This is a genomic window from Peribacillus sp. NPDC096379, assembly GCF_044762875.1.
Lineage (GTDB): Bacteria > Bacillota > Bacilli > Bacillales > DSM-1321 > Peribacillus.
Genome location: NZ_JBIWFD010000003.1, coordinates 353,292 through 374,449, shown reverse-complemented (window position 1 = coordinate 374,449; position 21,158 = coordinate 353,292). Strand labels below are relative to the sequence as shown.

Annotated in this window: 23 protein-coding genes and 1 riboswitch; of the genes, 14 read left to right on the top strand and 9 right to left on the bottom strand. The window is 38.4% G+C overall.

What is annotated here, in order from left to right:
• The first annotated feature begins 4 nt into the window (after positions 1 to 4).
• Positions 5 to 1,177 (top strand): M20 family metallopeptidase, encoded by a 1,173-nt coding sequence (locus ACIQZI_RS15845; RefSeq protein WP_403075194.1) that lies wholly within the window; start codon positions 5 to 7, stop codon positions 1,175 to 1,177.
• Positions 1,178 to 1,450: 273 nt separating this feature from the next.
• A riboswitch (SAM riboswitch) is annotated at positions 1,451 to 1,550 on the top strand.
• A gap of 120 nt (positions 1,551 to 1,670) precedes the next feature.
• On the top strand, positions 1,671 to 2,774 hold the full coding sequence (locus ACIQZI_RS15840; RefSeq protein WP_403074582.1) for a 5-methyltetrahydropteroyltriglutamate--homocysteine S-methyltransferase: 1,104 nt from the start codon (positions 1,671 to 1,673) through the stop codon (positions 2,772 to 2,774).
• A gap of 166 nt (positions 2,775 to 2,940) precedes the next feature.
• On the opposite strand, the gene ACIQZI_RS15835 is transcribed toward ACIQZI_RS15840, so the two are convergent.
• On the bottom strand, positions 2,941 to 3,816 hold the full coding sequence (locus tag ACIQZI_RS15835) for a YihY/virulence factor BrkB family protein (RefSeq protein ID WP_403074580.1): 876 nt from the start codon (positions 3,814 to 3,816) through the stop codon (positions 2,941 to 2,943).
• A 192-nt stretch (positions 3,817 to 4,008) separates the two neighbouring features.
• The gene (gene mreBH, locus ACIQZI_RS15830) at positions 4,009 to 5,016 is read right to left on the bottom strand and encodes a rod-share determining protein MreBH (protein WP_062184282.1); all 1,008 of its coding nucleotides are present in this window, start codon (positions 5,014 to 5,016) and stop codon (positions 4,009 to 4,011) included.
• 556 nt (positions 5,017 to 5,572) lie between these two features.
• Between mreBH and motA the strand changes: the two genes are divergently transcribed.
• The 3 genes from motA to map all read left to right on the top strand — a co-directional run bounded on the left by motA (position 5,573) and on the right by map (position 8,112).
• Positions 5,573 to 6,361, top strand: coding sequence for a flagellar motor stator protein MotA (motA, locus tag ACIQZI_RS15825; RefSeq protein WP_062184279.1), 789 nt, complete (start codon positions 5,573 to 5,575; stop codon positions 6,359 to 6,361).
• The gene (gene motB, locus ACIQZI_RS15820; RefSeq protein ID WP_403074578.1) at positions 6,354 to 7,115 is read left to right on the top strand and encodes a flagellar motor protein MotB; all 762 of its coding nucleotides are present in this window, start codon (positions 6,354 to 6,356) and stop codon (positions 7,113 to 7,115) included. The genes motA and motB overlap by 8 nt, the downstream gene beginning before the upstream one ends.
• 250 nt (positions 7,116 to 7,365) lie before the next feature.
• Positions 7,366 to 8,112, top strand: coding sequence for a type I methionyl aminopeptidase (gene map, locus ACIQZI_RS15815; RefSeq protein WP_403074576.1), 747 nt, complete (start codon positions 7,366 to 7,368; stop codon positions 8,110 to 8,112).
• Positions 8,113 to 8,276: 164 nt separating this feature from the next.
• Here map and ACIQZI_RS15810 read toward each other — a convergent pair whose 3' ends face one another.
• Positions 8,277 to 8,465, bottom strand: a complete 189-nt coding sequence (locus ACIQZI_RS15810; RefSeq protein ID WP_403074574.1) for a hypothetical protein — start codon at positions 8,463 to 8,465, stop codon at positions 8,277 to 8,279.
• Between the two features lie 76 nt (positions 8,466 to 8,541).
• Positions 8,542 to 8,763 (bottom strand): DUF1128 domain-containing protein, encoded by a 222-nt coding sequence (locus tag ACIQZI_RS15805; RefSeq protein WP_062184266.1) that lies wholly within the window; start codon positions 8,761 to 8,763, stop codon positions 8,542 to 8,544.
• Between the two features lie 221 nt (positions 8,764 to 8,984).
• On the opposite strand from ACIQZI_RS15805, the gene ACIQZI_RS15800 reads away from it, so the two are divergent.
• The 4 genes from ACIQZI_RS15800 (at position 8,985) to ACIQZI_RS15785 (ending at position 13,507) form a co-directional block, all read left to right on the top strand.
• Complete coding sequence (locus tag ACIQZI_RS15800; RefSeq protein ID WP_403074571.1) at positions 8,985 to 9,371, top strand: YtxH domain-containing protein; 387 nt, start codon at positions 8,985 to 8,987, stop codon at positions 9,369 to 9,371.
• 74 nt (positions 9,372 to 9,445) lie between these two features.
• Positions 9,446 to 10,264 (top strand): YihY/virulence factor BrkB family protein, encoded by an 819-nt coding sequence (locus tag ACIQZI_RS15795; RefSeq protein WP_403074569.1) that lies wholly within the window; start codon positions 9,446 to 9,448, stop codon positions 10,262 to 10,264.
• A 489-nt stretch (positions 10,265 to 10,753) separates the two neighbouring features.
• Positions 10,754 to 11,818: a calcium/proton exchanger gene (gene cax, locus ACIQZI_RS15790; RefSeq protein ID WP_062184258.1), complete on the top strand. Its 1,065-nt coding sequence runs from the start codon at positions 10,754 to 10,756 to the stop codon at positions 11,816 to 11,818.
• Between the two features lie 825 nt (positions 11,819 to 12,643).
• On the top strand, positions 12,644 to 13,507 hold the full coding sequence (locus ACIQZI_RS15785) for a YfkD family protein (RefSeq protein ID WP_403075190.1): 864 nt from the start codon (positions 12,644 to 12,646) through the stop codon (positions 13,505 to 13,507).
• Positions 13,508 to 13,653: 146 nt separating this feature from the next.
• Here ACIQZI_RS15785 and yfkAB read toward each other — a convergent pair whose 3' ends face one another.
• Positions 13,654 to 14,784: a radical SAM/CxCxxxxC motif protein YfkAB gene (gene yfkAB, locus ACIQZI_RS15780; RefSeq protein ID WP_403074568.1), complete on the bottom strand. Its 1,131-nt coding sequence runs from the start codon at positions 14,782 to 14,784 to the stop codon at positions 13,654 to 13,656.
• 134 nt (positions 14,785 to 14,918) lie between these two features.
• Between yfkAB and ACIQZI_RS15775 the strand changes: the two genes are divergently transcribed.
• Positions 14,919 to 15,095, top strand: coding sequence for an SE1561 family protein (locus ACIQZI_RS15775; protein ID WP_172796878.1), 177 nt, complete (start codon positions 14,919 to 14,921; stop codon positions 15,093 to 15,095).
• 179 nt (positions 15,096 to 15,274) lie between these two features.
• Here the strand turns inward: ACIQZI_RS15775 and ACIQZI_RS15770 are convergent, their stop codons facing one another.
• The 3 genes from ACIQZI_RS15770 to ACIQZI_RS15760 all read right to left on the bottom strand — a co-directional run bounded on the left by ACIQZI_RS15770 (position 15,275) and on the right by ACIQZI_RS15760 (position 17,080).
• Positions 15,275 to 15,580, bottom strand: coding sequence for a hypothetical protein (locus tag ACIQZI_RS15770; protein ID WP_403074565.1), 306 nt, complete (start codon positions 15,578 to 15,580; stop codon positions 15,275 to 15,277).
• Between the two features lie 40 nt (positions 15,581 to 15,620).
• Positions 15,621 to 16,361: a DUF3888 domain-containing protein gene (locus ACIQZI_RS15765; RefSeq protein WP_403074563.1), complete on the bottom strand. Its 741-nt coding sequence runs from the start codon at positions 16,359 to 16,361 to the stop codon at positions 15,621 to 15,623.
• A gap of 266 nt (positions 16,362 to 16,627) precedes the next feature.
• Positions 16,628 to 17,080: a MarR family winged helix-turn-helix transcriptional regulator gene (locus ACIQZI_RS15760; RefSeq protein ID WP_062184246.1), complete on the bottom strand. Its 453-nt coding sequence runs from the start codon at positions 17,078 to 17,080 to the stop codon at positions 16,628 to 16,630.
• A 119-nt stretch (positions 17,081 to 17,199) separates the two neighbouring features.
• Between ACIQZI_RS15760 and ACIQZI_RS15755 the strand changes: the two genes are divergently transcribed.
• Together ACIQZI_RS15755 and ACIQZI_RS15750 are read left to right on the top strand one after the other, a co-directional pair.
• A complete protein-coding gene (locus ACIQZI_RS15755; protein ID WP_403074561.1) occupies positions 17,200 to 17,646 on the top strand; it encodes a GNAT family N-acetyltransferase in 447 nt (148 codons plus the stop codon).
• Positions 17,643 to 18,305, top strand: a complete 663-nt coding sequence (locus tag ACIQZI_RS15750) for a YczE/YyaS/YitT family protein (RefSeq protein WP_403074559.1) — start codon at positions 17,643 to 17,645, stop codon at positions 18,303 to 18,305. The genes ACIQZI_RS15755 and ACIQZI_RS15750 overlap by 4 nt, the downstream gene beginning before the upstream one ends.
• A gap of 277 nt (positions 18,306 to 18,582) precedes the next feature.
• Here the strand turns inward: ACIQZI_RS15750 and ACIQZI_RS15745 are convergent, their stop codons facing one another.
• On the bottom strand, positions 18,583 to 19,299 hold the full coding sequence (locus tag ACIQZI_RS15745) for a 3-ketoacyl-ACP reductase (protein ID WP_403074557.1): 717 nt from the start codon (positions 19,297 to 19,299) through the stop codon (positions 18,583 to 18,585).
• Between the two features lie 266 nt (positions 19,300 to 19,565).
• On the opposite strand from ACIQZI_RS15745, the gene ACIQZI_RS15740 reads away from it, so the two are divergent.
• Together ACIQZI_RS15740 and ACIQZI_RS15735 are read left to right on the top strand one after the other, a co-directional pair.
• Positions 19,566 to 19,946: a winged helix-turn-helix transcriptional regulator gene (locus ACIQZI_RS15740; RefSeq protein ID WP_403074555.1), complete on the top strand. Its 381-nt coding sequence runs from the start codon at positions 19,566 to 19,568 to the stop codon at positions 19,944 to 19,946.
• A 429-nt stretch (positions 19,947 to 20,375) separates the two neighbouring features.
• Positions 20,376 to 21,155, top strand: a complete 780-nt coding sequence (locus ACIQZI_RS15735) for an enoyl-CoA hydratase/isomerase family protein (RefSeq protein ID WP_403074553.1) — start codon at positions 20,376 to 20,378, stop codon at positions 21,153 to 21,155.
• The last annotated feature ends 3 nt before the right edge of the window (positions 21,156 to 21,158 follow it).

Below are 21,158 nucleotides of genomic sequence, written 5' to 3'. Positions count from 1 at the left end.
CATGATTCATCAAAAAATTAAAGAAGCCATTCAGACGTATCGTGAAGAACTAACAGAATTACGTAGAAAACTCCACAGTGAACCCGAGGTATCATGGGAAGAAGAAAACACGACAGCATTCATTTGTGAATATCTAGAAAACCTAGGAATTCCTTATCGTCGAACAAATCCTACAGGTGTCATTGCAAATATAGCAGGGGCCAAAGCAGGGAAAACGGTCGCTTTAAGAGCGGATATGGACGCATTACCGGTAGAAGAGTTGAACAAAGATCTTCCATATGCTTCAAAGGAAGATGGCAAAATGCATGCTTGTGGTCATGATGCCCATACGGCAATGTTGCTTATTGCAGCGAAAGCTCTAAATGAAAGTAAAGATGAGTTACCTGGGACTGTACGATTAATATTCCAACCTGCTGAAGAAGCTGCGACAGGTGCACGAGAAATGGTGAAGCAAGGTGCGATGGAAGACGTTGATAATGTATTTGGCATTCATATTTGGTCACAGATGCCGACTCATAAAGTTTCATGTACGCCGGGACCATCATTTGCATCAGCGGATATTGTTAAAGTGACATTTAAAGGAAAAGGCGGACATGGTGCTATGCCGCATGATTGCATTGATGCAGCCATTGTTGCATCTTCTTTCGTCATGAATATCCAAGCTGTTGTATCAAGAACAATTGACCCGCAAAAACCTGCCGTGCTTACGATCGGAAAGATGGATGTTGGCACACGGTTTAACGTCATTGCCGAAAATGCTGTCATCGAAGGAACGGTCCGTTGTTTTGACAATGAAACGCGTGCACATATTGAAAAGCAAATCGAGCAATACGCTGAAAATGTCGCAAATATTTACGGGGCAAGTGCCGAAGTGGAATATATCCACGGAACCCAACCGGTTATTAACGATGAATATAGTGCTAAGTTTGTACAAAAGGTCGCTTCAGAAGCATTCGGTAAGGATGTTTTATATACTGAAAAGCCGACAATGGGTGGGGAAGACTTCAGCTTCTATTTAGACGAGGCTCCTGGTAGTTTCGCTTTAGTAGGAAGTGGAAATCCCGACAAAGATACAGAATGGGCGCATCACCATGGCAAATTTAACATTGACGAAGACGCTCTCGTTACAGGAGCCGAACTATACGCGCAATATGCATGGACATATTTGAACGAATAATGGAGTAGATAAAGTGAAACTTCAAACAGCGGGGTTTCTTCATCCCCCACCTACGATTCCTCTAAGCCTTGAGGTGGGGGTTTTGACTTTCCATTAATGCGGGACAAAAAAAGGTGCAAAACCAAAGAGTTCAGATACTACAAAACTTCACGCAGATTAAGTTTAGTGGATCTGACTTGAAAACTGTTTATTTAGAAATTTGATATTTTTACCCTTGACATTCAATAGTAATAGATATAAAGTGAGAATTATCAAATAATTAAATATGTAACTTTCTTATCCAGAGAGGTGGAGGGACTGGCCCTTTGATACCTCAGCAACAGACTTTTAAGTACTGTGCTAATTCCAGAAGCGTAAGGCTTGAAGATAAGAAGAGTAAATAGCCATTGCGCACAAAACTCTTCTTGTATTCAAGAAGGGTTTTTTATTTTTTGTTTACTAGTCAGCAAAAAATGTTGTTATCACAAATAATAAAAGAGAGAAGGAATTAGACATGACAAAAACAATTACGAAAGTCCCGTTCAAAGCAGATCACGTTGGTAGTTTATTGCGACCAGATAATCTACATAGCGCAAGAAAGGACTTTAAAGAAGGTACAATAACTGCGGAACAATTACGCGAGGTTGAAACAAAGGAAATAAAACGGATTGTTGATAAGCAAATTGAGGTTGGGTTGAAATTAGTGACGGATGGTGAGTTTAGACGTACATGGTGGCACTTAGATTTCTTAGAGCATATAAATGGATTTGAAGGCTTTGTACCAGAAAAAGGATACACTTTTGATGGTATAGAAACAGAGAGATATAACGTTAGAAACATCGGGAAGATTTCATTCAATCCTGAGCATCCATTCATTAAAGATTTCGTTGAATTTAAGGAAATCGTCGGTGACCGTGCAGTTGCGAAACAAACGATTCCAAGCCCGAACCAATTATTTAATCTTGGGATTCGTGATGAAACGATTTACCCTGACATCGAAGAATATGCAAATGATATTATTAAAGCGTATCAAGATGCATTAAAAGCATTTTACGAGGTTGGTGTACGATACTTACAACTAGATGATGTATACATTGCGGGTCTTTCCTCTCCGGGGATCCCTTTCAATGATGGAAAATATACAAGAGATTACTTAATTGATTTAGCATTACGCGTAATTAACGGCGTATTGGAAGGAAAACCTGAAGATTTAATCGTGACTACACATTTATGCCGCGGAAACTATCAATCTACTTGGGCGTTTGGAGGAAGTTATGATCTTATCGCCCCAACGCTACTTGCAAAAGAAAAAGTAGACGGATTCTTCTTAGAATATGACGATGAACGTTCAGGAGATTTTAAAGCGTTAGAACATATTCCAAATGATGGTGCACAAGTTGTACTAGGAATCGTCACATCTAAAAATGGAGAAGTCGAAGATAAAGAAGCAATCATAGCTCGTATTAAGGAAGCAGCCCAATATGTACCACATGAACAATTATGCTTAAGCCCACAATGCGGATTTGCTTCCACGCATCATGGCAACAAGCTAACTGAGGAACAACAATGGGAAAAATTAAAATTTATTGTTGATGTTTCAAAAGAGGTTTGGGGATAAGCCCAATTTAAATAAATGAAACAACGGAGCAAAGCTTAGAACTATAAGCTTCGCTCCGTTGTTAATTGTGAAGAAAGCGTAATAGAAGAATGGTTTAACTTGGAATGAATTCTTGGAGTTTGCCGACGTCTCGGTGAAGTTTTATTGACACGGTTGATAAGTTTCATTAAGTCGTCAATTTTCGGTCTTTTGAATTCATTGGCTTCACACGAGTTACTTCCTTTACTGAAGAATATCTGTTATGAAAAATGGCATTGATTTCTCCACCTATCACAAGAATCAGACCCGTTACATACAGCCATAGCATAAGAACGATGACACCACCAAGGCTTCCATATGTGGAAGAATAATGGCCAAAGTTACTTACATAAAAGGAAAAGGCAATGGAAATGACTAGCCAAGTGACCGTGGCAATGATGGCACCGGGAAGTACATGTTTAAATAGGTATTTCTTATTAGGAGCAAATTTGTATAAAAAAGTAAGCACAATTGAAATAACAGCGAAAGCAATGACCCAGCGTAAAAGATTGAAGATGCTTTTGAATTCGTTTGAAACTGGTATAACTTGATTAGTCATATTTAAAATAACATTACCGAATACCGGAAGTACGAGGACAACGATAAAAGCAACAATCAACCCTAAAGTTAAGGCAATGGAAATTAGTCGAACTACAATGAAATTTCTTGTTTCTTTAACATCAAAGGCAATATTCATAGCGTGCATAAAGCTGTTCATTCCGTTGGATGCTGACCAAATCGTTCCTAAGATTCCTATAGTAAAAAGTCCACCATTCGACTCTGTTACAATTCCGATAATCGTATCGGCTAGCATGTCCGTAGTTTCTGATGGTAAGAAATGATTCATAAAATTGATTGCTTGTTGTGGCTCAATATTTAGATAGGGAAGAATTGAAAGCAGTAAAATGAGTAATGGAAAGATGGAAAGTAAGTAATAATACGCCTGTTCAGCAGCTAACCCTGTGGCCCGATCCTCCTTAACTTCGTTAGTAAGTTCTTTACCGAACGCTAATAGATGTTTCATTAGACTTCACTCCCGGATTTTTTACTGGTTAGAAGTCTATTCCCTACGAAAGATGATCATAATCCTTGGTGAGACTAAAACTTTTTGCTCACAAACAGAAAGAAGCCTAAATTTTTGGCTTCAAGCGTGATAGATATTAGCAAAAAAAGAATCTCTTCCAATGGATGAGATTCTTTTTTTGCGGTATTTAGTTTACTTGATAGCCTTTTGAAGTTTACTTATCAGATGTACAGAACGACCGGTTCCAATTGCGACCGATTCAAGCGGGTTTGACGCTAGATGAACAGGAACGACAATTTCTTGGCTCAGCCAGTCTTGAATGCCATTCAGCATAGCACCACCACCGGTAAGGACAACACCTCGGTCGACGATATCACCACTCAACTCTGGTGGACAATCCTCAAGGGTAGCACGAATGGCTTCTAAAACATGAAGAAGGGATTCACGAATCGCTTCTTGGATTTCTTCTGAATGTATGGTTACGGTTTTCGGCAGACCTGAGACAAGGTCTCGACCTCTTATATCCATGGTGAGACGGTCATGTGAAATGAGAGCATGGCCGATTTCTATTTTAATTCGTTCGGCAGTGCGCTCTCCAATAAGAAGATTATATTGTTTTCTAATATGTTGAACAATATCTTCGTCAAACTGATCTCCGCCAATTCGTATGGAGTTGCAGGATACGACGCCACCAAAGGAGATAATCGCCACTTCTGTTGTTCCGCCACCGATATCAACGACGACATTTGCGGTAGGTTCGTCAACGGGCAAGTCCGCTCCAATTGCGGCAGCAACTGTTTCTTCTATTAAATGCACCTGCTTGGCTCCGAAGCTCTTCACCGCATCTTCTATGGCTCTTCGCTCAACTGTCGTAGAACCAGATGGTGTACATACCACAACGACAGGCTTTCTGATTGAAAGTCCAAGCTTCTTGGCTGCTACTTTCATAATTTGTTTAAGCATTTGAGAAGTAATATCGAAATCTGCAATAACCCCATCTTTCAATGGCCGAATCGCCACTATATTTCCTGGCGTTTTTCCAATCATCTCTTTTGCATCATTACCCACAGCAACCACTTTATTGGTGATTGTATCAATGGCTACAACAGATGGTTCGTTAAAAATAATTCCTTTGTTTTTACTATAAATTAATGTATTGGCTGTCCCTAAATCGATGCCAATTTCTGTATTTGAAAACATCTAGTCACCCCTATTAATTAGAGTTTGACCCCTATATAGCATTTTACATAAAATTTGTAGAATGTGGGGAAATAATTTGTGGTAATTGTTTACATTTTACAAAACTCTCTGTCGAAAGAATGAATATTTCCCGGAAAATACTCGACACTTAACATATCATTCTAGAAAATAAAAAACCATGCCAATTAAAGGGACAATTCATAAATGGTACCATAAGAAAACTTGCTATCTAGATAAATCACGTTATTTCGACTTACAGTCTTATGCATATATTGGCTTAGAAAATTGCAAGCGTGTAGTAGGTGAGATTGGGAGCTGAAATCTTTTTTACTATTACAAACGCAACGATAACGTATCCGGTAATTTAGTTGAAAGGTAAAATTTGTTTCAATAATTTGTGAATATTGAAAAAGTTTATAATTTTTTTCGATTCAGAAAACTAATCAGCAATCATATTGTTAGTTTTTTTGAAAAAAATAAAAAGGTACTCATTTTTTCATGTTTTCTACCGATATAAAGAAAAGAGAGTAGAAGAATAAATGAATGGGTGAATATGATGGATAAAACGTCAATAATTGGTGTCATTTTAGGAGTCATTGCAATAGGAGTTGGGATGTATTTAAAAGGTGTGGATATATCTGCTTTGGTGAATCCTGCTGCAATCTTAGTTATTTTAGGTGGAACAGCTGCAGCCGTCATCACAGCTTTCCCATCATCTGAATTAAAGAAACTGCCAAAGCTAGTTAAGATTTTATTTACAGAACAAGAGCTGGCGAAGCCACAGGAATTAATTCAAACATTTTCCGAGTGGGCAGTCATTGCAAGGAAAGAAGGATTACTTGCATTAGAAGCGGTTGCAGAGCAAGTGGATAATCAATTTTTAAAAAATGGTTTGAATCTTGCTGTTGAAGGTCAAAGTGCTGATTATATTCGTGACGTACTGTCTGAAGAAATCGATGCAATGGAAGAACGTCACCTTGGCGGAGCGGCCATTTTCACACAAGCAGGTACATATGCGCCTACTCTAGGAGTATTAGGAGCGGTATTAGGGTTAATCGCTGCACTTGGAAATATGGATAATACGGACGAACTTGGGCATGCCATTTCAGCAGCATTTGTTGCGACCTTGCTCGGAATCTTCACAGGGTACCTACTCTGGCATCCATTTGCCAATAAGCTGAAACGAAAATCACTAGCTGAAGTACGGATTAAGGAAATGATGATTGAAGGCATTCTATCGATTATTGAAGGAGAAGCGCCACGAACAATCGAACAGAAGCTGACTTCCTATTTGACCGCTGAGGAACGGAGAAAATGGCTGGAAGGCGTGAAGCAAGATGGCTAGGAAGAGAAGGAAAGATCGTAAGGAAGAGCATGTGGATGAATCATGGCTTGTTCCTTATGCGGATATTATGACCTTGCTTTTGGCATTATTCATCGTGCTATTTTCTTCGAGTTCGGTGGATGCGAATAAATTCCAACAGCTTTCAGGCGTGTTCAATCAAATCTTCACAGGAGGAGCGGGAGTCATGGATTATCCTTCTCCTGTTCCGGACTCACCAGACAAGAAAGATCCTTCAGCAGATGGTGCTGGAAAGAATGAGCAAGGCAATCTTGGTCAAGTCGAACAAAAGGAGCTCTCAGAAATCCAAGAAAAAGTAAATGTATTTATCAAGAACAATCAATTAAATGACAAATTAGGCACCTCATTAACGAGCGGTGGCTTGCTCCTTACGATTCGGGATAATGTATTATTCGATTCAGGCAGTGCTGAGATAAGAACGGAAAATCAGGGGATTGCACGGGAGATTTCTAAACTGCTCGTCATGGATCCACCACGTAGTATCGTAATCAGTGGGCATACCGATAATGTACCGATTCAAAATGCTAGATATGATTCGAACTGGGATTTAAGTGTGATGCGTTCAGTGAACTTTATGAAAATACTGCTAGAAAATAATGGCCTGAATCCTAAATGGTTTAGTGCTAAAGGACATGGAGAGTTCATGCCAGTTTCTACTAATGAAACAGAAGCAGGGCGGGCGAAGAATCGGCGTGTGGAAATTCTTATTGTGCCACGGAACACTATAAAGCAATAAGCAAAATGAACTTGGTTACTTTAAATGGCATGAAAATACTTGCTGTTTAATAGAAGCCAGGTTTTTCATTGTTACGATCAAGATCTTGTTTAAACGAAGGGGCTGCTTACTAGAAACGGTGTATCGTTTGTAAAATCAGACCTGTATGCGATATACTTTTTGTCTTGAAAGAATCATGCATTGTTGTTCATATCTTAGCTTTTTTGCAGTAGAATAGAGATAAACGTTATTTTAAAAGGAAGTGTCCAGAGTGATTGTATTGAAATCGGAACGAGAAATTCAGGCGATGCATGAGTCAGGAAAGATTCTGGCCGCATGCCACCTTGAAATTTCCAAGCTCATTAAGCCAGGTGTAACTACTTGGGAAATAGAAGAATTCGTTGAGGGCTTTTTAAAAAAGCATGGAGCAAAACCGGAGCAAAAGGGCTATAAAGGGTATCAATATGCCACTTGCGCAAGTATAAATGAAGAAATCTGCCATGGATACCCTCGGAAAACGCCATTGAAGAATGGAGATATTGTTACCATTGACATGGTTGTTAATTACAATGGAGCACTTTCTGATTCAGCGTGGACCTACAAAGTAGGAAACGTATCCAAGGTGACAGAACGCCTCCTTGAAGTAACCAAAGAATCCTTATATCGGGCGATTGAAGTATGTGTACCAGGCAACCGGATTGGAGATATTGGTCACGCGATTCAGTCTTATGTGGAGGGTGAAGGCTTCTCAGTTGTCCGTGATTTCATCGGTCATGGAATTGGGAATGTCATTCACGAAAGCCCTGAAGTCCCGCATTACGGATTGCCGCATAAAGGACCGCGCTTAAAGGAAGGCATGGTATTCACGATCGAACCGATGGTAAATGTTGGTACATATAAAGCAGTACGTGATCCAAATGGCTGGACAGCATCAACGGCTGATGGGGAATATTCCGCACAGTACGAGCATACTATTGCGATTACGAAGGATGGCGCATTGATCTTAACGAAGCAATAAATAGATGGAAAGCCGGCTCATTTTGTGTGAGCCGGCTTTTTTTCGAAGCTATGTTAAACAGTATTGTTGATTTTGAATCAAATTGAATGGGGAACTGTAGGTATATGGTCCCTCATACATCTTCAACTAAAGTTCCTCATTAGCTGAATAAACGATTTGTATAATCAAACTTTATATGTTCCATTAAAAAATAAAATCAAGTCGCCAATTGTACCAACACAAAAAAATATAAAATAATAACTTGCAATGGTGATTTCCTTGTTAAACAGCTCTTTGAATGCCTGAATAAACAAGGTATTAAACTTAAACCAATTTAATATCCAACCGATTAAAAGAAAACTTACAATCATCATTTCTTTTTTTGCCCTCCTCTTTTACGTGAAATATAAAAACCCCAAAAGCAATTCGAGCTTTTGGGGCAACCTAGGTTTAGTTGCGTAATTTGCCTAGTTCTTCAACAATAGCTTGCATTTCACTTGGGCTGAATTTGGATTTGCGCATCACCATTTCGTAAATATCTCGGAGTTCCTCATACATTTCTGCATTGAAATGTGTGGATTTTACAGCTCCAATATTCATCATTCTCAACTTTTCTTTTATCTTTTCAACCATGTAATCAGCTGTTTCTGCTGTGTTGTGTGACACATCCATGATATCATTCCTTTCGTTCCATTCATTTAGTTAATCTTGTCATTATTGTGATGATAAGTCAATGAAAAGTACAGGTGTTTCAATGGATGGAAATGCTTGTTAATGGAAAAAATAACGAGAGATTTTTTACAAAGAATCACGAATTGGTATATGATGGGATAACAGGATAAAATGAAGAATTACATACACACATATATAAAATATGAGGGGAGAGAAAAATTATGAATGAAAAATATGGGGTGAAAAAAAGTATCTTCTTGAAGTCGATTTTAATCGGAGCAGCAGCTGGAGCAGTGATCAGTTTATTTGATAAAACAACGAGAACTTCAGTAATCAGTTCTGGAAAAGGATGCATTCAAGAAATGAAGACCTTTGTGAAAAATCCGAGCTTAAGCCTAACAAAAGTATGTGACACAACGGAACAAATTCGCATGACCATTGAAAAAATCACGGATGATGCTGTGTACATTTCACAAAAGGTGGAAGAATTGAAAGAAATTCCACCACAATTGGCACATGCAGTCATTGAAACGAAAGACGCGATTACGGCTGAAATTAAGAACAATAGGAATGAAGAATCTGACGATTTGAAGCTGCATACTGTGTGATATTTTTAAAAAAATCATAACGAAGGCGGATAAGATATATTATTGGGCCAAGTAACCGAGTTTGGGGTGGCAAAATGAAGGGAATTGCGTATGTTAAAAAGATGATCAAAAGGATGGATCAGGATGATGTAGGAGGACTGGCTGCACAGCTGGCTTATTTTTTCTTGCTTTCCCTCTTTCCTCTACTACTCGTTCTCATTAGCTTACTGCCGTATCTCCCTATTTCCGAAGCGGATTTATTAATGCTATTTCGTAGCTTTGCCCCAGCTAGCTCAATGGCACTTATTGAGCAAAATATAAATCAAGTGATGCAAGCCAATACAAAACTGTTATCGTTTGGAGTCATTGCGACCATTTGGTCAGCTTCGAATGGGTTAAATGCCATTGTTCGTGCATTTAACCGAGCTTATAATGTCGAAGAAACGAGAAACTTTTTTGTAGCCAGAGGAATGTCAATCCTCCTTACATTGGCTATGATATTTATCTTTGTGATTGCTCTTGTATTACCAGTATTCGGCAGGCAACTTGGTGTGTTTTTATTTTCTTCATTCGGATTATCAGATGAGTTTCTGCAAATCTGGAATGCATTGCGATGGCTTGTCAGCGGAATTGTGCTTGTCATTGTGTTTATTATGTTGTATTGGCTTGCGCCGAATAAAAAGCAGAAATGCCTACATGTTGTCCCAGGGGCTTTTTTTGCAACAGCGGGTTGGATTATCGTGTCGCTTGCGTTTTCTTATTATGTGGATCATTTCGGAGGGTACACGACTACATATGGAAGTCTTGGTGGCATCATCGTACTCATGATTTGGTTCTATCTGACCGGTATCATCATTATCATTGGTGGTGAAATCAATGCTCTATCAAGTGAACAGAAACATCCAACATGTTAATAGCCTTCCGAAAATTACCTTCATGAAGCGGCTGAATGAGGCCATACTATAACTGAAGTAGTTATTGGCTTCAGTAAAACAGAGCAGGGGGCGTTTGTGTGCCAAAAGGTCAGCAAAAGGACGGTAGTACGAAGCAAAAAGGAAAAAATAAACCGAAGCAAAAAACATCTGGCTCTGCAAATGGGCAAAATGGGTATCATTAGTTAACAAAAAAGGCTTGGACATCGTGTCCGAGCCTTTTTTCATGGGGTTTATTTGAGAGTCCAAATTGAAAAGGCCATTTTAGATACTGTGCTTGCAAATGGTTCAACTAACCCACACTGAGGGAAGTTTCACTTTATCAAGCCTCTTATTTTCAGGTATCTTCACTTGATCTGACATGGTAATTCATCTAGTGTACAAGCTTAAAAAATCCCGCATCAATTGTTTATGGAACTAATAGAATGGGAAAAGCAGGAGATAGTATAGAGGAATGGAGGGGGAAGTGATATGGGTAATAAAATATTTTTCGTGCTTTTAGTTGCCGGTGTCCCGCTGTCGATCATCGGCTCCATTCTGCACTGGTCAACGATCTTAATGTTCATTGTATACTGTCTGACGATTATTGCACTTGCAAGCTTTATGGGCCGAGCGACAGAGAGCCTTGCGATTGTAATGGGACCGAGAATCGGCGGTTTATTGAATGCAACATTTGGCAACGCCGTTGAATTAATTATCTCCATCTTTTCTTTGAAAGCTGGATTGCTTGGAGTTGTACTTGCATCGTTGACGGGTTCCGTACTAGGAAATTTATTATTGGTCGCAGGTCTTTCCTTTTTTGTAGGTGGAACGAAATATAAGCGACAAACATTCAATGTATTTGATGCAAGGCATAATGCTGGCTTATTAATTTTTGCGATCGGCTTGGCCTTTGTGATTCCAGAAGTGTTTACGCAAAATATGAGTGAGAGCCGGACGATGTCATTAAGTGTAGGGATTTCCATTATATTAATCATCCTGTATCTTGCTGCGCTGTTCTTTAAACTTGTCACGCATCGGGGCGTGTACCAGCCTACTGAAAAAACAAAACAGATCGAACATGAAGAGGAAGTACCAGAATGGAGTAAGAAAAAGGCGATTGCGGTGCTTTTTGGGGCAACGCTCGTGGTGGCCTATGTTTCTGAAAAATTGGTTCATACGTTCAGTGTTGTCGGCGAAACATTCGGCTGGTCAGAGCTATTTATCGGAGTTATTATCGTCGCAATCGTCGGGAATGCAGCGGAACATGCATCAGCGATCCTTATGGCTTATAAAAATAAAATGGATGTGGCGGTAGAAATCGCTGTTGGATCAACGTTACAAGTCGCTATGTTCGTAGCGCCTGTACTAGTCCTTATTTCATTATTTTTCCCGATTTCTATGCCACTGGTCTTCACTTTGCCTGAACTAATCGCCATGGTGACAGCGGTATTATTAATCATTATGATTTCAAATGATGGTGAGACAAACTGGTTTGAAGGCCTTACCCTTTTGGCAGCCTATGTGATCATGGGAATAGGGTTTTACTTATTGTAAGAGGATGTTCAAAAAGTCCGGTAAAAAAGCTTGCGAATTTCTTCGTCGCTTATTAATGACCTTCTATTAAAATCGCGCACGTCCTGTGCGTAACACAGAAGTCAGCATAACCTGTGCAAGTCCGGTCCTCTCGAGATGCGCTCCTCGAACTTCTCGGCTCTTTTTATCCTCCTTTTTGAACGCGTACGATAAGTAAACAAAAAAATGGCTCACCTCATCTTGATTAGGAGAGCCATTTTTATTCAATTACATTTTGTAAGTACATATAATCATCCAAAATTATCTTCACGCAACCTTATGTGACATGGAACCAATAATTCTAGAAGTAGCCACCATCCTTTATGTTTCGTTTTAGTTAAATAATCGTGTAATAAAGTAAAGGTTATGGAATCGTCTCTATAAGCATTCCTCCTTGACGTAATGTTGACTAAACGATTTCCCCTCCTTTATTTGAATGTAAGCTTATTATATACCACATAAATAAAATTGTAAATATTCAGAATTTTACATTTGTGTTACAAAACAACAAAATCTCAATCTTTTTTACAAAATCTTAATGGTGCTAAAGCTACCATTTACTATGAAGAATGAATCATGTAGCACGCTCCCTTCACCTAATCACAATGGTGGCGATGCGGAGCTGGGTTTTGAGGCGCTTCCTTAAAGGAAATATATCTGCAAAGTAGATTGTCTATATTAATAAATCAAGAAGCCCTGTCCCCCTAACCTCCATAAAAAACACAAATCTTTTATTCATCGCTTGCATATAAACGCTATGTCTGACAAACGATAGTAACAAAACCTTTTTTAAAGGAGTGCGTCATGATGAAGCGACTTAGAGTATGGATGATTGTTGGTGGTTTACTGATAGGGTTTCCTTATTTTTCAGACGAAGCTTTTGCTACACAAAAGGAGAATACGCCTGTAGAGAAGAAGGAAGATGCTCCAATATCAAAGGAGAAAGTACCCGAAGCAAGTAAAACTGTCATTCCTCCATCTGTTTTAAATATTGCAAAGGAAAACACGTATCCGAATTCGACTCAGGACTTACCTTATCTTCAACCTAGTGAATTCGCTCAATCCTTAATTGATACATCAAAAATAAAAATTGAGAATCCTGAACTCATTCATATGCTGAATGAATCAGCTGTTGGCAAAGCACCATTTTCATTTGGGTACAGAGCGACGATTTATTTAGGGCATTGGGCATTGAATTATCAATCAAGTGAAACAGCGCCCAATTGGGAATATCAAAAAATTAACACGAATTTCTTTGATAACCGTGCCAATTTGACACCACATCCCATTCATTATGTTCAAGAGATGCAGAAAGTCGTACGCGGTGGCTTAACTGCCAAGATTCCATCCTCACCAGACGTGCAAAAAATGATGCTGATTAAAGCGGCTGAAAAAACCCATTTACCGTTAGCGTTTGAAACGATTATTGGCGGAGCAACAAAGAAAGATCAAGTCTATAATATACCGGCAAAACGACTAGGCTACCTGAATGCATATGCTTCAGCCATTAACGAAAAAGGAAAAGTCACGTATGGTGAGGTGTATGTGATTTTAAAAGGAAGTAAGCGATCCTTACTAATCAAAAATATCACATCCCAAGGAATTGGTGCGTGGATTCCGGTTCAAGATCATCTTTCCTTCAACTTTATGGCTAGTGAGCAACCAAGATAATGTGGCTGGTCTAACCTAAATCAAAAGAAAGTGTCCAATGAAAGGACCTGCCCCCACTACTGTATATATCATTTAAATGACGTGTGGATGACATCATAAACGATGGAATAGTGTGAGGTCAGGCCCTGTAGGACACGCTCTTATTCTTAGATCGAAGACTTTCTTGTTTGAAAGTCCAGTTTTGGATAATAAGCGTTTTTAACGAGTACGTTTGGACCCAAGCACTTAACTGCTGGACAATGACAGTTCAATTCTCCGGCAAGCTTGGAGTTCATCCATGTTTCATACGATTGTGACAGCGGCTGATCGATAATATTGCCGAGTGATGGAGCGTCGCCAAAGTCTGTGACAATCACATCCCCCGTAAAAATATTCACGTTTAAGCGAGAGCGACCATCTGGATCATTTCGGACCGTAACTTTCTTCGTATCATATAAGCGTTTCAAAAGTTTTACATCTTCCTCGTTACTGCTACATGAATAAAAAGGAAGGGTGCCAAACAACATCCAGACATCTTTATTCCGGAAATCGAGCAGTTGATGAATCGCTTCACGCATTTGATCAAGGGTCAATGTCTCTAGCGCAGAAGCGAAATCGCTAGGATACATCGGATGGATTTCATGTCGCTGGCAGCCCATATCCTCAACAATTTGCTTATGAATATGCTCTAGATGAGGAAGAGTTCGTTTATTCAGCATCGTTTCCGCGGAGACTAAGACACCAGCCTTCGTCAAGGCCTGTGAATTTAGAATGATGTTATCAAATAGCTTTGCACGCTGCTCGCGAGTTGGCTTTCTGTCCATCATTGCGAACCCAGTATCAATGAATTCATCGGTCGTTCCCCAGTTATGCGAAATATGTAACACATCAAGGTAAGGAATGATTTCTTCGTAACGAGCAAGGTCAAGGGTTAAATTCGAATTTATTTGCGTTCGTACACCGCGTTCATGTGCATATTTTAACAGTGGCAGCACGTGATTTTTCACTGACTTTCTGGAAAGCATCGGTTCGCCGCCAGTAATGCTAAGTGAGCGTAATGTTGGTATTTCGTCAAGACGACGAAGAATGAGGTCCAGTGGAAGGGCGTTCGGATCTTTCGGCTGAAGCGTATAGCCAACAGCACAATGTTCACATCGCATATTGCATAGTGTCGTTGTCGTGAACTCGATATTGGTGAGCGTCATTTTTCCATATTGTTCAACGTCCATATAAGCTTCCCATGGATCATAGGCAGGTGAAATCGGTTGTATTGCTGGAATATTGGTTAAACTGGTCATTATGAAAACTCCTTCAGTAAGATTACATTCCTATTATGGGCAATCAAAAAATAATGTCAATGGCTACAAACATGTTAACATTGCACTTTCATAATATGTTCGATACGATATAGAAGGCGAAAGGAGCGTGCGTCATGGGAAAGCAAATAACCGATAAAGATGATCAATTAGTGTATTTGAAAGGTCGTCTAACGATGTTTATTGAGGTCTTAGAAAATATTGATCCAGAACATACTGAGCTTGAAGACATTGATCGCTTAATCAGTATGATTGATGAACTTGAAATGAAAATCGAACAATTCAAACGCTAATATATATGATACACAAATCCTGAATATATCAGAAGAACCGGCTTTAAGGTATTTTGCTGGTCTTTTCCTCTTTTTGCAACACGAAAAAAGGGTCAGACCCCACATACTATAAATCGTTTAAGGCGTAAACAAAACACATTAAACGGTTTATAGAGTGTGAGGTCAGACCCTTAAGTGGATTAACCTACATTTACAGTTCCATGTACTGCTTTTCTTCCATGTAAGAAATAATATAAGAAGAGGCAAGCAAAAACCACGATAGCTATCGTCATATACAATTCGCGAAATCCCATGACTGGAACTAAAGATCCTAGAATAAACGGCCTAATTCCAATCCCTAAATCTGTAAAAATAAAGTAAGTAGAAGTGGCCAAGCCCATACGGTGTTTCGGTGACACTATAATCGAAATCGCATTCAAACGGTTGGCTAATCTATTTGCAAAACGGTTGATATAACAGAAAACAAGCTGATATTGTATATACAACTTCTTTTTCCGCATGAAAAGATTAAGCTATTTGCTCCATTTATTCATACCAAAGCAGTTCTGCTTTCATCTTCTTGCCTTGTTTCTTTTTTTTATCGGTAATCTGCCATTCATCGTCTCTTTTTTTCAAGACATACATATAGTTTGTACCGTCTGCTCTTTTAAATAAAATATAGCCATGGCTACCATTTATAAAGGTAACGGGGTCAATGACGTTTTTAAACGGTGGTTTAATATCAGGATTGAGCATCGTTGTTACAACCTTTTCGGCAATATGAGAAAGAGATGTAAATTCCTTCAGTATTTCAGATTCAAATAAAAGCTGATCGTATGAATACATCTGATAATCTTTTAAGTTAAGCGCAAATGTTTGTTGAATATCCGCTAGAGCTTCTTTGTAAAATTGCTCCATTTTCTTTTCTTCCTCGTCCCCGATATGAACGAAATCTACTACTTTTACTGCAACCGGATCTACTGCTAAGGTAATCGTATCCGTTCCATAAGGCGGATTATGAGCATGTTCAAAGGTTGTCACCTGCACCTTTACGAGAAAACTAAATCCCCCTTCTTGTACTCTTTGAATATGGACGATTTTCGCATCATACAATCCGTATTGTTTGTTCGTTTTATAAAACTTTTGAACCTCTTTAGAAATAGTGGGGTTTAGTGTCGTTAGTAAAGTGTCAGCTAACCCTTGATAACTTGGGCTTGCCGTAGCGATATTCGGTGGAAAAATAAAATTCAAGATAACGAATGTAAGAATAAAAGTCCAATTTTTCATCGTATTTTCCTCCCCAACCATTTACGGTTACTATGTCCCATCTCAAAAAGAATTATCAGCAATCATGTTAGGTGTATGGGGAATAAAGTTGTGTTATAAAAAAACAAGAGCCTGACTACATATTAATGTAATAAGGCTTTTAAAAGTTGTTTAATAGCATATTGATCTATACAGATTCCATTCATAGAAAAGATAATAAAGTTGTTTAATTCTACTTCAACAAACGCCTCCTTTAGCCTTCCTATAGAACGTGAATTTTCAATCAATTAGTATTCTCTCTTTTTCCCCTTTTTTACAAGATCCCAGTCTACTTCAATATTTTTTCCAACCCTTTGAAGAAGCTGGAAAAGTGTTTCTGTTTCTTCAGGGGAGAATCCAGATAGTGCAACGTTATTAGAATAATCTCCCTCTCGCTTTAAAAAGGGATAAACGTTCTTCCCTTTTTCTGTTGGAAATAATTTTTTTATTTTTTTATTATGATCATCTTCTCTCTTTTCTATAAAACCTTGTATTTCAAGTTTTTTTATGGCACGAGCTGCCGTTGTTCGGTCTACTTTTATCATTTCTGCCAACTTATCCTGAAAAATCCCCGGATTTTCACATATTCGAACCAAATACAAATACTGTCCTTTTGTAAGCTCATATTCTTTAAATTCGATATTACTTATAGAATCCAATGCTCTGGCTATCATTCCTATTTCACGAAGGATCTCCTGCATATAACAGCCTCCAATTTTGTTGTATTTACAACAAAAATATTTTCATATATACTCTTGTATATTGACTTATTTTAATTATGGCTTGTCTAAGAAAATAAATCCAGAAAGGGCGAAGATAAGTGGAAGTAAAAAAAATAACGGTGGAAAATGATCTAAGAACTGCATTCTATATTAGAAAAGAAGTATTTGTTGTGGAACAAGGCGTACCACTAGAGGATGAATTTGATGAATTTGACGCACTTAATGGACGATGCGAACACATATTAGTTTTTTACAATGAACAACCAGTGGGAACGGGCAGAATAAGAGTTGTTGATGACTTAGGAAAATTAGAAAGAATTTGTATTTTAAAGCCATATCGTAAATATGGTCTAGGAAAAGTAATTATTAAAGCATTGGAAGAAAGCGCTGCTAAAAAGGGAGTATCCAAGGTTAAATTACACGGACAGACGCAAGCAGAGGGCTTTTATCAAAAAATTGGTTATCAGACTTCATCTACTATGTTTATGGAAGCTGGAATCCCACATATTTTAATGGTGAAAGAATTATCTATAAAAACATCATGAAAAATCAGAGTAAAGAAAAATATGGTCTTTTTGTATTAGGGATTTTAATATTAACCTTTGGAATTGCATTGACTATACAATCAGACCTTGGAACATCACCTTTTGATGCACTATTGGTCGGTTTATCCATAAACCTTGGCCTAACTGTAGGAAGTTGGGAAATAATAATAGCTTTCATATTGATTTGTTGTAATTCGTTATTAATAAGACAAAGACCAGAAGTTTTGGGGTTATTAACAGCATTTATTACTGGTGTTAGTATCGATATATGGCTTTTTTTATTACACAATTTGATAACACCCGAATTATGGTTTTACAAGCTTGCTTGTTTTTTGATCGGCTTAGTTGTTATAGGTTTAGGAACAGCCATTTATTTACACACAAATTTTGCACCGATTCCAATTGACCGATTAACATTAGTAATAAAAGAATTAACTAGAACAAATATACTGTTTTCGAGAACATTCATTTACCTCGTATTCTTGATACTGGCAATGATATTCGATGGACCAATTGGTATTGGAACGCTATTAACTGTTTGTTTAGGAGGGCTAATACTTAATTACTTTATGCCGTTTACTGAAAGGGTATTAGGCAACATACTAACGAATTCTAGTACACCATCAAATTTTGATGCAGATAAAGACCATTCAATCTAGATTACTTATGGTAATAAGAAAAGGTATATGCTTCTTGATAAAGGTGGAATGCCTGTAGTGCCTGTGATGAAGTATTTAGATGTAACAGGAAAGAGCAGCAATACACTAAAAACTATACTTTTCTTCTTACTACACAAATGTCATTAATCCCAATGCTCGTGATGCCATTCATGAGATAGACGGGGTGGCAGTATCCCTATTAGAGCTTATTATTTAAAAAAAGAAAGGCGCCATCCAAAATACATCGGATAGCGCCTTGATATTTCGAATAATTCAATTAAGGGTTCGTCGACCAAAGTCCAGCATGCTTTAATACAACTCTTGGATGAAGTTTTAGCTGTGCAACCATTAAATCTGCTAAATCTTCCGCTTGCATCACTTTTTCTGGATTGCCGTCTGTTAAGTTTAGCTCAACAGCCATATCTGTTGCAACCGTACTTGGCGTTAACGTTGTAACGCGAATATTTTTCTTACGCACTTCAAGCATTAATGATTCACTTAGTCCGATCACTGCAGCTTTTGAAGCCGAGTATGCACTTGTAATGGGTGCACCTTTTTGACCAGCTGTTGATGAGATATTAATGATATCGCCTGTGTTACGCTCTATCATTTCCGGTAATACTGCACGTGTTGTGTAGTACACACCTTTTACGTTGACATCGATAATATTTGTCCATTCTTCAGGCGTTAAATCCATGAAGTTACCGAATTTTGAAATGCCAGCATTATTTACTAAAATATCAATTGGACCAAGCTCACCGCGAATTGATTCAACCGCTGTCGTGATCGAGTCTAAATCCGCTACAGTTGCCGAAGCGATTGCTACCTTCACATCATACTGTTTGAGTTCCTCTGCTACTTGTTGTAAATTTTCAAGTGTACGTCCAACAAGACCTACGTGAATACCTTCTCGTGCAAAAGCTACTGCTGTTGCACGTCCTATTCCACGCCCTGCTCCTGTAATTAACGCCACTTTTCCTGCGATTGTTTGCATGTTTTTCTCTCCTTTAATTTTAGACGAAATAAAGTGTATTAAACGAAAACATTTTAATAATTAAGTAAGGTGAGTTTGATAAAATTGTTCGGGTGATATAATTAATAATGCTGTTTTACTCATAAATGTTTGCCGCCTAAAATAGATAAAGATTTGTCTTTAAGACTAACTTCATTCTACTTATGGTTTTCTACATTGTGAAGAATGCACTTTTTTGTGCGGAGGTTACCAAAAGGTTACTTATTGTATGAAAGGAAGTTAGCTCTATGTCGGATAAATTAAGAGAAGAGATAAAAGACAGAATATTAACGCATGATTATCATTGTGAAAAAGAACTTACCTTATCGATTATTAGTGGGAAATGGAAAGTTGTTATTTTGTGGCATTTAGGTGTAGAAGGACCACATCGCTTCAGCGAACTCCAAAAACTTTTTCCGAAAATATCTCATAAGATATTAACAAACCAATTACGTGAATTGATGGAAGATGGAATTGTTCATAGGGGAGTATTTCCAGAAATTCCTCCGAAAGTCGAATATTCAATGACTGAACTAGGGATGACGTTATTACCAATCGTTGAGATGATGTATGAATGGGGAAAAAAGAGAATAGATCAAATTAAACAAGAAAACAGCCATTTTGAATAAGAAAAATAACGGGATCATTTCCAATGATCTAAATTGCCTGTGCTGTTAGCAAAAGTTATATTGAATATCAAAAAGGATATTTTGTTGCATTAAAAACCTTGGACTTATTCCTTACTTATGTTAAAAAGGCAGAAAGAGAAAGGCGTTTTATCTTGTTCCGATCGGGCGCGATTGTTGAACAAGAAGTAAAAGGGTGGTACAGATTATATGACTAATCTGTACCACCCTTTATTTTTTATGACTTCTTACAATTTAGGTCTTGATAATAAATTAAACAACTTTATTGTCATTAAACACAGGTTGAGCGAATTCAAATCATATATGTAGAAGGAAATGGGCGTGGACATATGGAAATTATGTGTATCTACCCTGGGATGTCATGCTAATGTTGTGTGTCTGACTAAACCGAAGAAGAGGTGATCTAAGTAAATGGCGCAATTTGTGAAGGTTGAAAAGGAAGACAAACTAGCGATTATTACGATAACGAATCCCCCTTTGAACGTGATCAACAGACAAGTTTTTCGAGATTTAAAAGAAGTCTATACAGATATTAAGCATGATTTTGAGACGGTTGCGGTTATTATAACGGGATCTGGCTATACAGCGTTTGCAGCAGGAGCAGATATTAAAGAATTCCCCGACATGTTCGGCGATGAGAATATCAAACAGCAAATTATAGAATGCCATGAGGCGCTGGATCTGATCGCTACATGTCCAAAGCCGACCATCGCTGTTTTAAATGGCATAACCTTCGGTGGTGGCTGTGAGCTGGCGCTCGCTTGTGATATCCGCATTGCCGAGGAACATGTTCAAATCGGATTACCTGAAGTGAAACTTGGCTTATTCCCAGGTGGCGGTGGGACACAGAGGTTACCTCGCCTCATAGGAACAGCGAAAGCGAAGGAGATGATGCTGACAGGTGATCCGATATCAGCACTGCAAGCAGAAAAAATCGGCCTCGTTAATCGTGTTGTTACAAGAGGACACGGCCTAATTGAAGGGAAAAATTTCGCAGCTAAAATCGCCAAAAACTCCTTGCAATCATTATCGAGGATTAAGCAAGCCATTGATGAAGGCTTTGATACTTCGATGGACAGAGGACTTCAATTAGAGGCGGAATTGTTTATCGAGATTTTCCGAACAGAGGATAGCAAAGAAGGCGTTTTAGCATTCATCGAAAAACGCAAACCGGTTTTTCAGCATAAATAAGCG

Excerpts from the sequence above, each read along its gene's own strand:
- ACIQZI_RS15760 (WP_062184246.1), bottom strand. The coding sequence starts at position 17,080 with ATGCAGGAGATCCTTCGTGAAATAGGAATGATAGCCAGAGCATTGGAT.
- ACIQZI_RS15810 (WP_403074574.1), bottom strand. The coding sequence starts at position 8,465 with ATGATGATTGTAAGTTTTCTTTTAATCGGTTGGATATTAAATTGGTTT.
- ACIQZI_RS15775 (WP_172796878.1), top strand. The coding sequence starts at position 14,919 with ATGGGAAAGCAAATAACCGATAAAGATGATCAATTAGTGTATTTGAAA.
- ACIQZI_RS15785 (WP_403075190.1), top strand. The coding sequence starts at position 12,644 with ATGAAGCGACTTAGAGTATGGATGATTGTTGGTGGTTTACTGATAGGG.
- ACIQZI_RS15840 (WP_403074582.1), top strand. The coding sequence starts at position 1,671 with ATGACAAAAACAATTACGAAAGTCCCGTTCAAAGCAGATCACGTTGGT.
- motA (WP_062184279.1), top strand. The coding sequence starts at position 5,573 with ATGGATAAAACGTCAATAATTGGTGTCATTTTAGGAGTCATTGCAATA.
- ACIQZI_RS15750 (WP_403074559.1), top strand. The coding sequence starts at position 17,643 with ATGAAAAATCAGAGTAAAGAAAAATATGGTCTTTTTGTATTAGGGATT.
- ACIQZI_RS15745 (WP_403074557.1), bottom strand. The coding sequence starts at position 19,299 with ATGCAAACAATCGCAGGAAAAGTGGCGTTAATTACAGGAGCAGGGCGT.
- ACIQZI_RS15795 (WP_403074569.1), top strand. The coding sequence starts at position 9,446 with ATGAAGGGAATTGCGTATGTTAAAAAGATGATCAAAAGGATGGATCAG.
- ACIQZI_RS15735 (WP_403074553.1), top strand. The coding sequence starts at position 20,376 with ATGGCGCAATTTGTGAAGGTTGAAAAGGAAGACAAACTAGCGATTATT.
- ACIQZI_RS15805 (WP_062184266.1), bottom strand. The coding sequence starts at position 8,763 with ATGGATGTGTCACACAACACAGCAGAAACAGCTGATTACATGGTTGAA.
- mreBH (WP_062184282.1), bottom strand. The coding sequence starts at position 5,016 with ATGTTTTCAAATACAGAAATTGGCATCGATTTAGGGACAGCCAATACA.
- motB (WP_403074578.1), top strand. The coding sequence starts at position 6,354 with ATGGCTAGGAAGAGAAGGAAAGATCGTAAGGAAGAGCATGTGGATGAA.
- cax (WP_062184258.1), top strand. The coding sequence starts at position 10,754 with ATGGGTAATAAAATATTTTTCGTGCTTTTAGTTGCCGGTGTCCCGCTG.
- ACIQZI_RS15765 (WP_403074563.1), bottom strand. The coding sequence starts at position 16,361 with ATGAAAAATTGGACTTTTATTCTTACATTCGTTATCTTGAATTTTATT.
- ACIQZI_RS15740 (WP_403074555.1), top strand. The coding sequence starts at position 19,566 with ATGTCGGATAAATTAAGAGAAGAGATAAAAGACAGAATATTAACGCAT.
- ACIQZI_RS15800 (WP_403074571.1), top strand. The coding sequence starts at position 8,985 with ATGAATGAAAAATATGGGGTGAAAAAAAGTATCTTCTTGAAGTCGATT.
- ACIQZI_RS15835 (WP_403074580.1), bottom strand. The coding sequence starts at position 3,816 with ATGAAACATCTATTAGCGTTCGGTAAAGAACTTACTAACGAAGTTAAG.
- yfkAB (WP_403074568.1), bottom strand. The coding sequence starts at position 14,784 with ATGACCAGTTTAACCAATATTCCAGCAATACAACCGATTTCACCTGCC.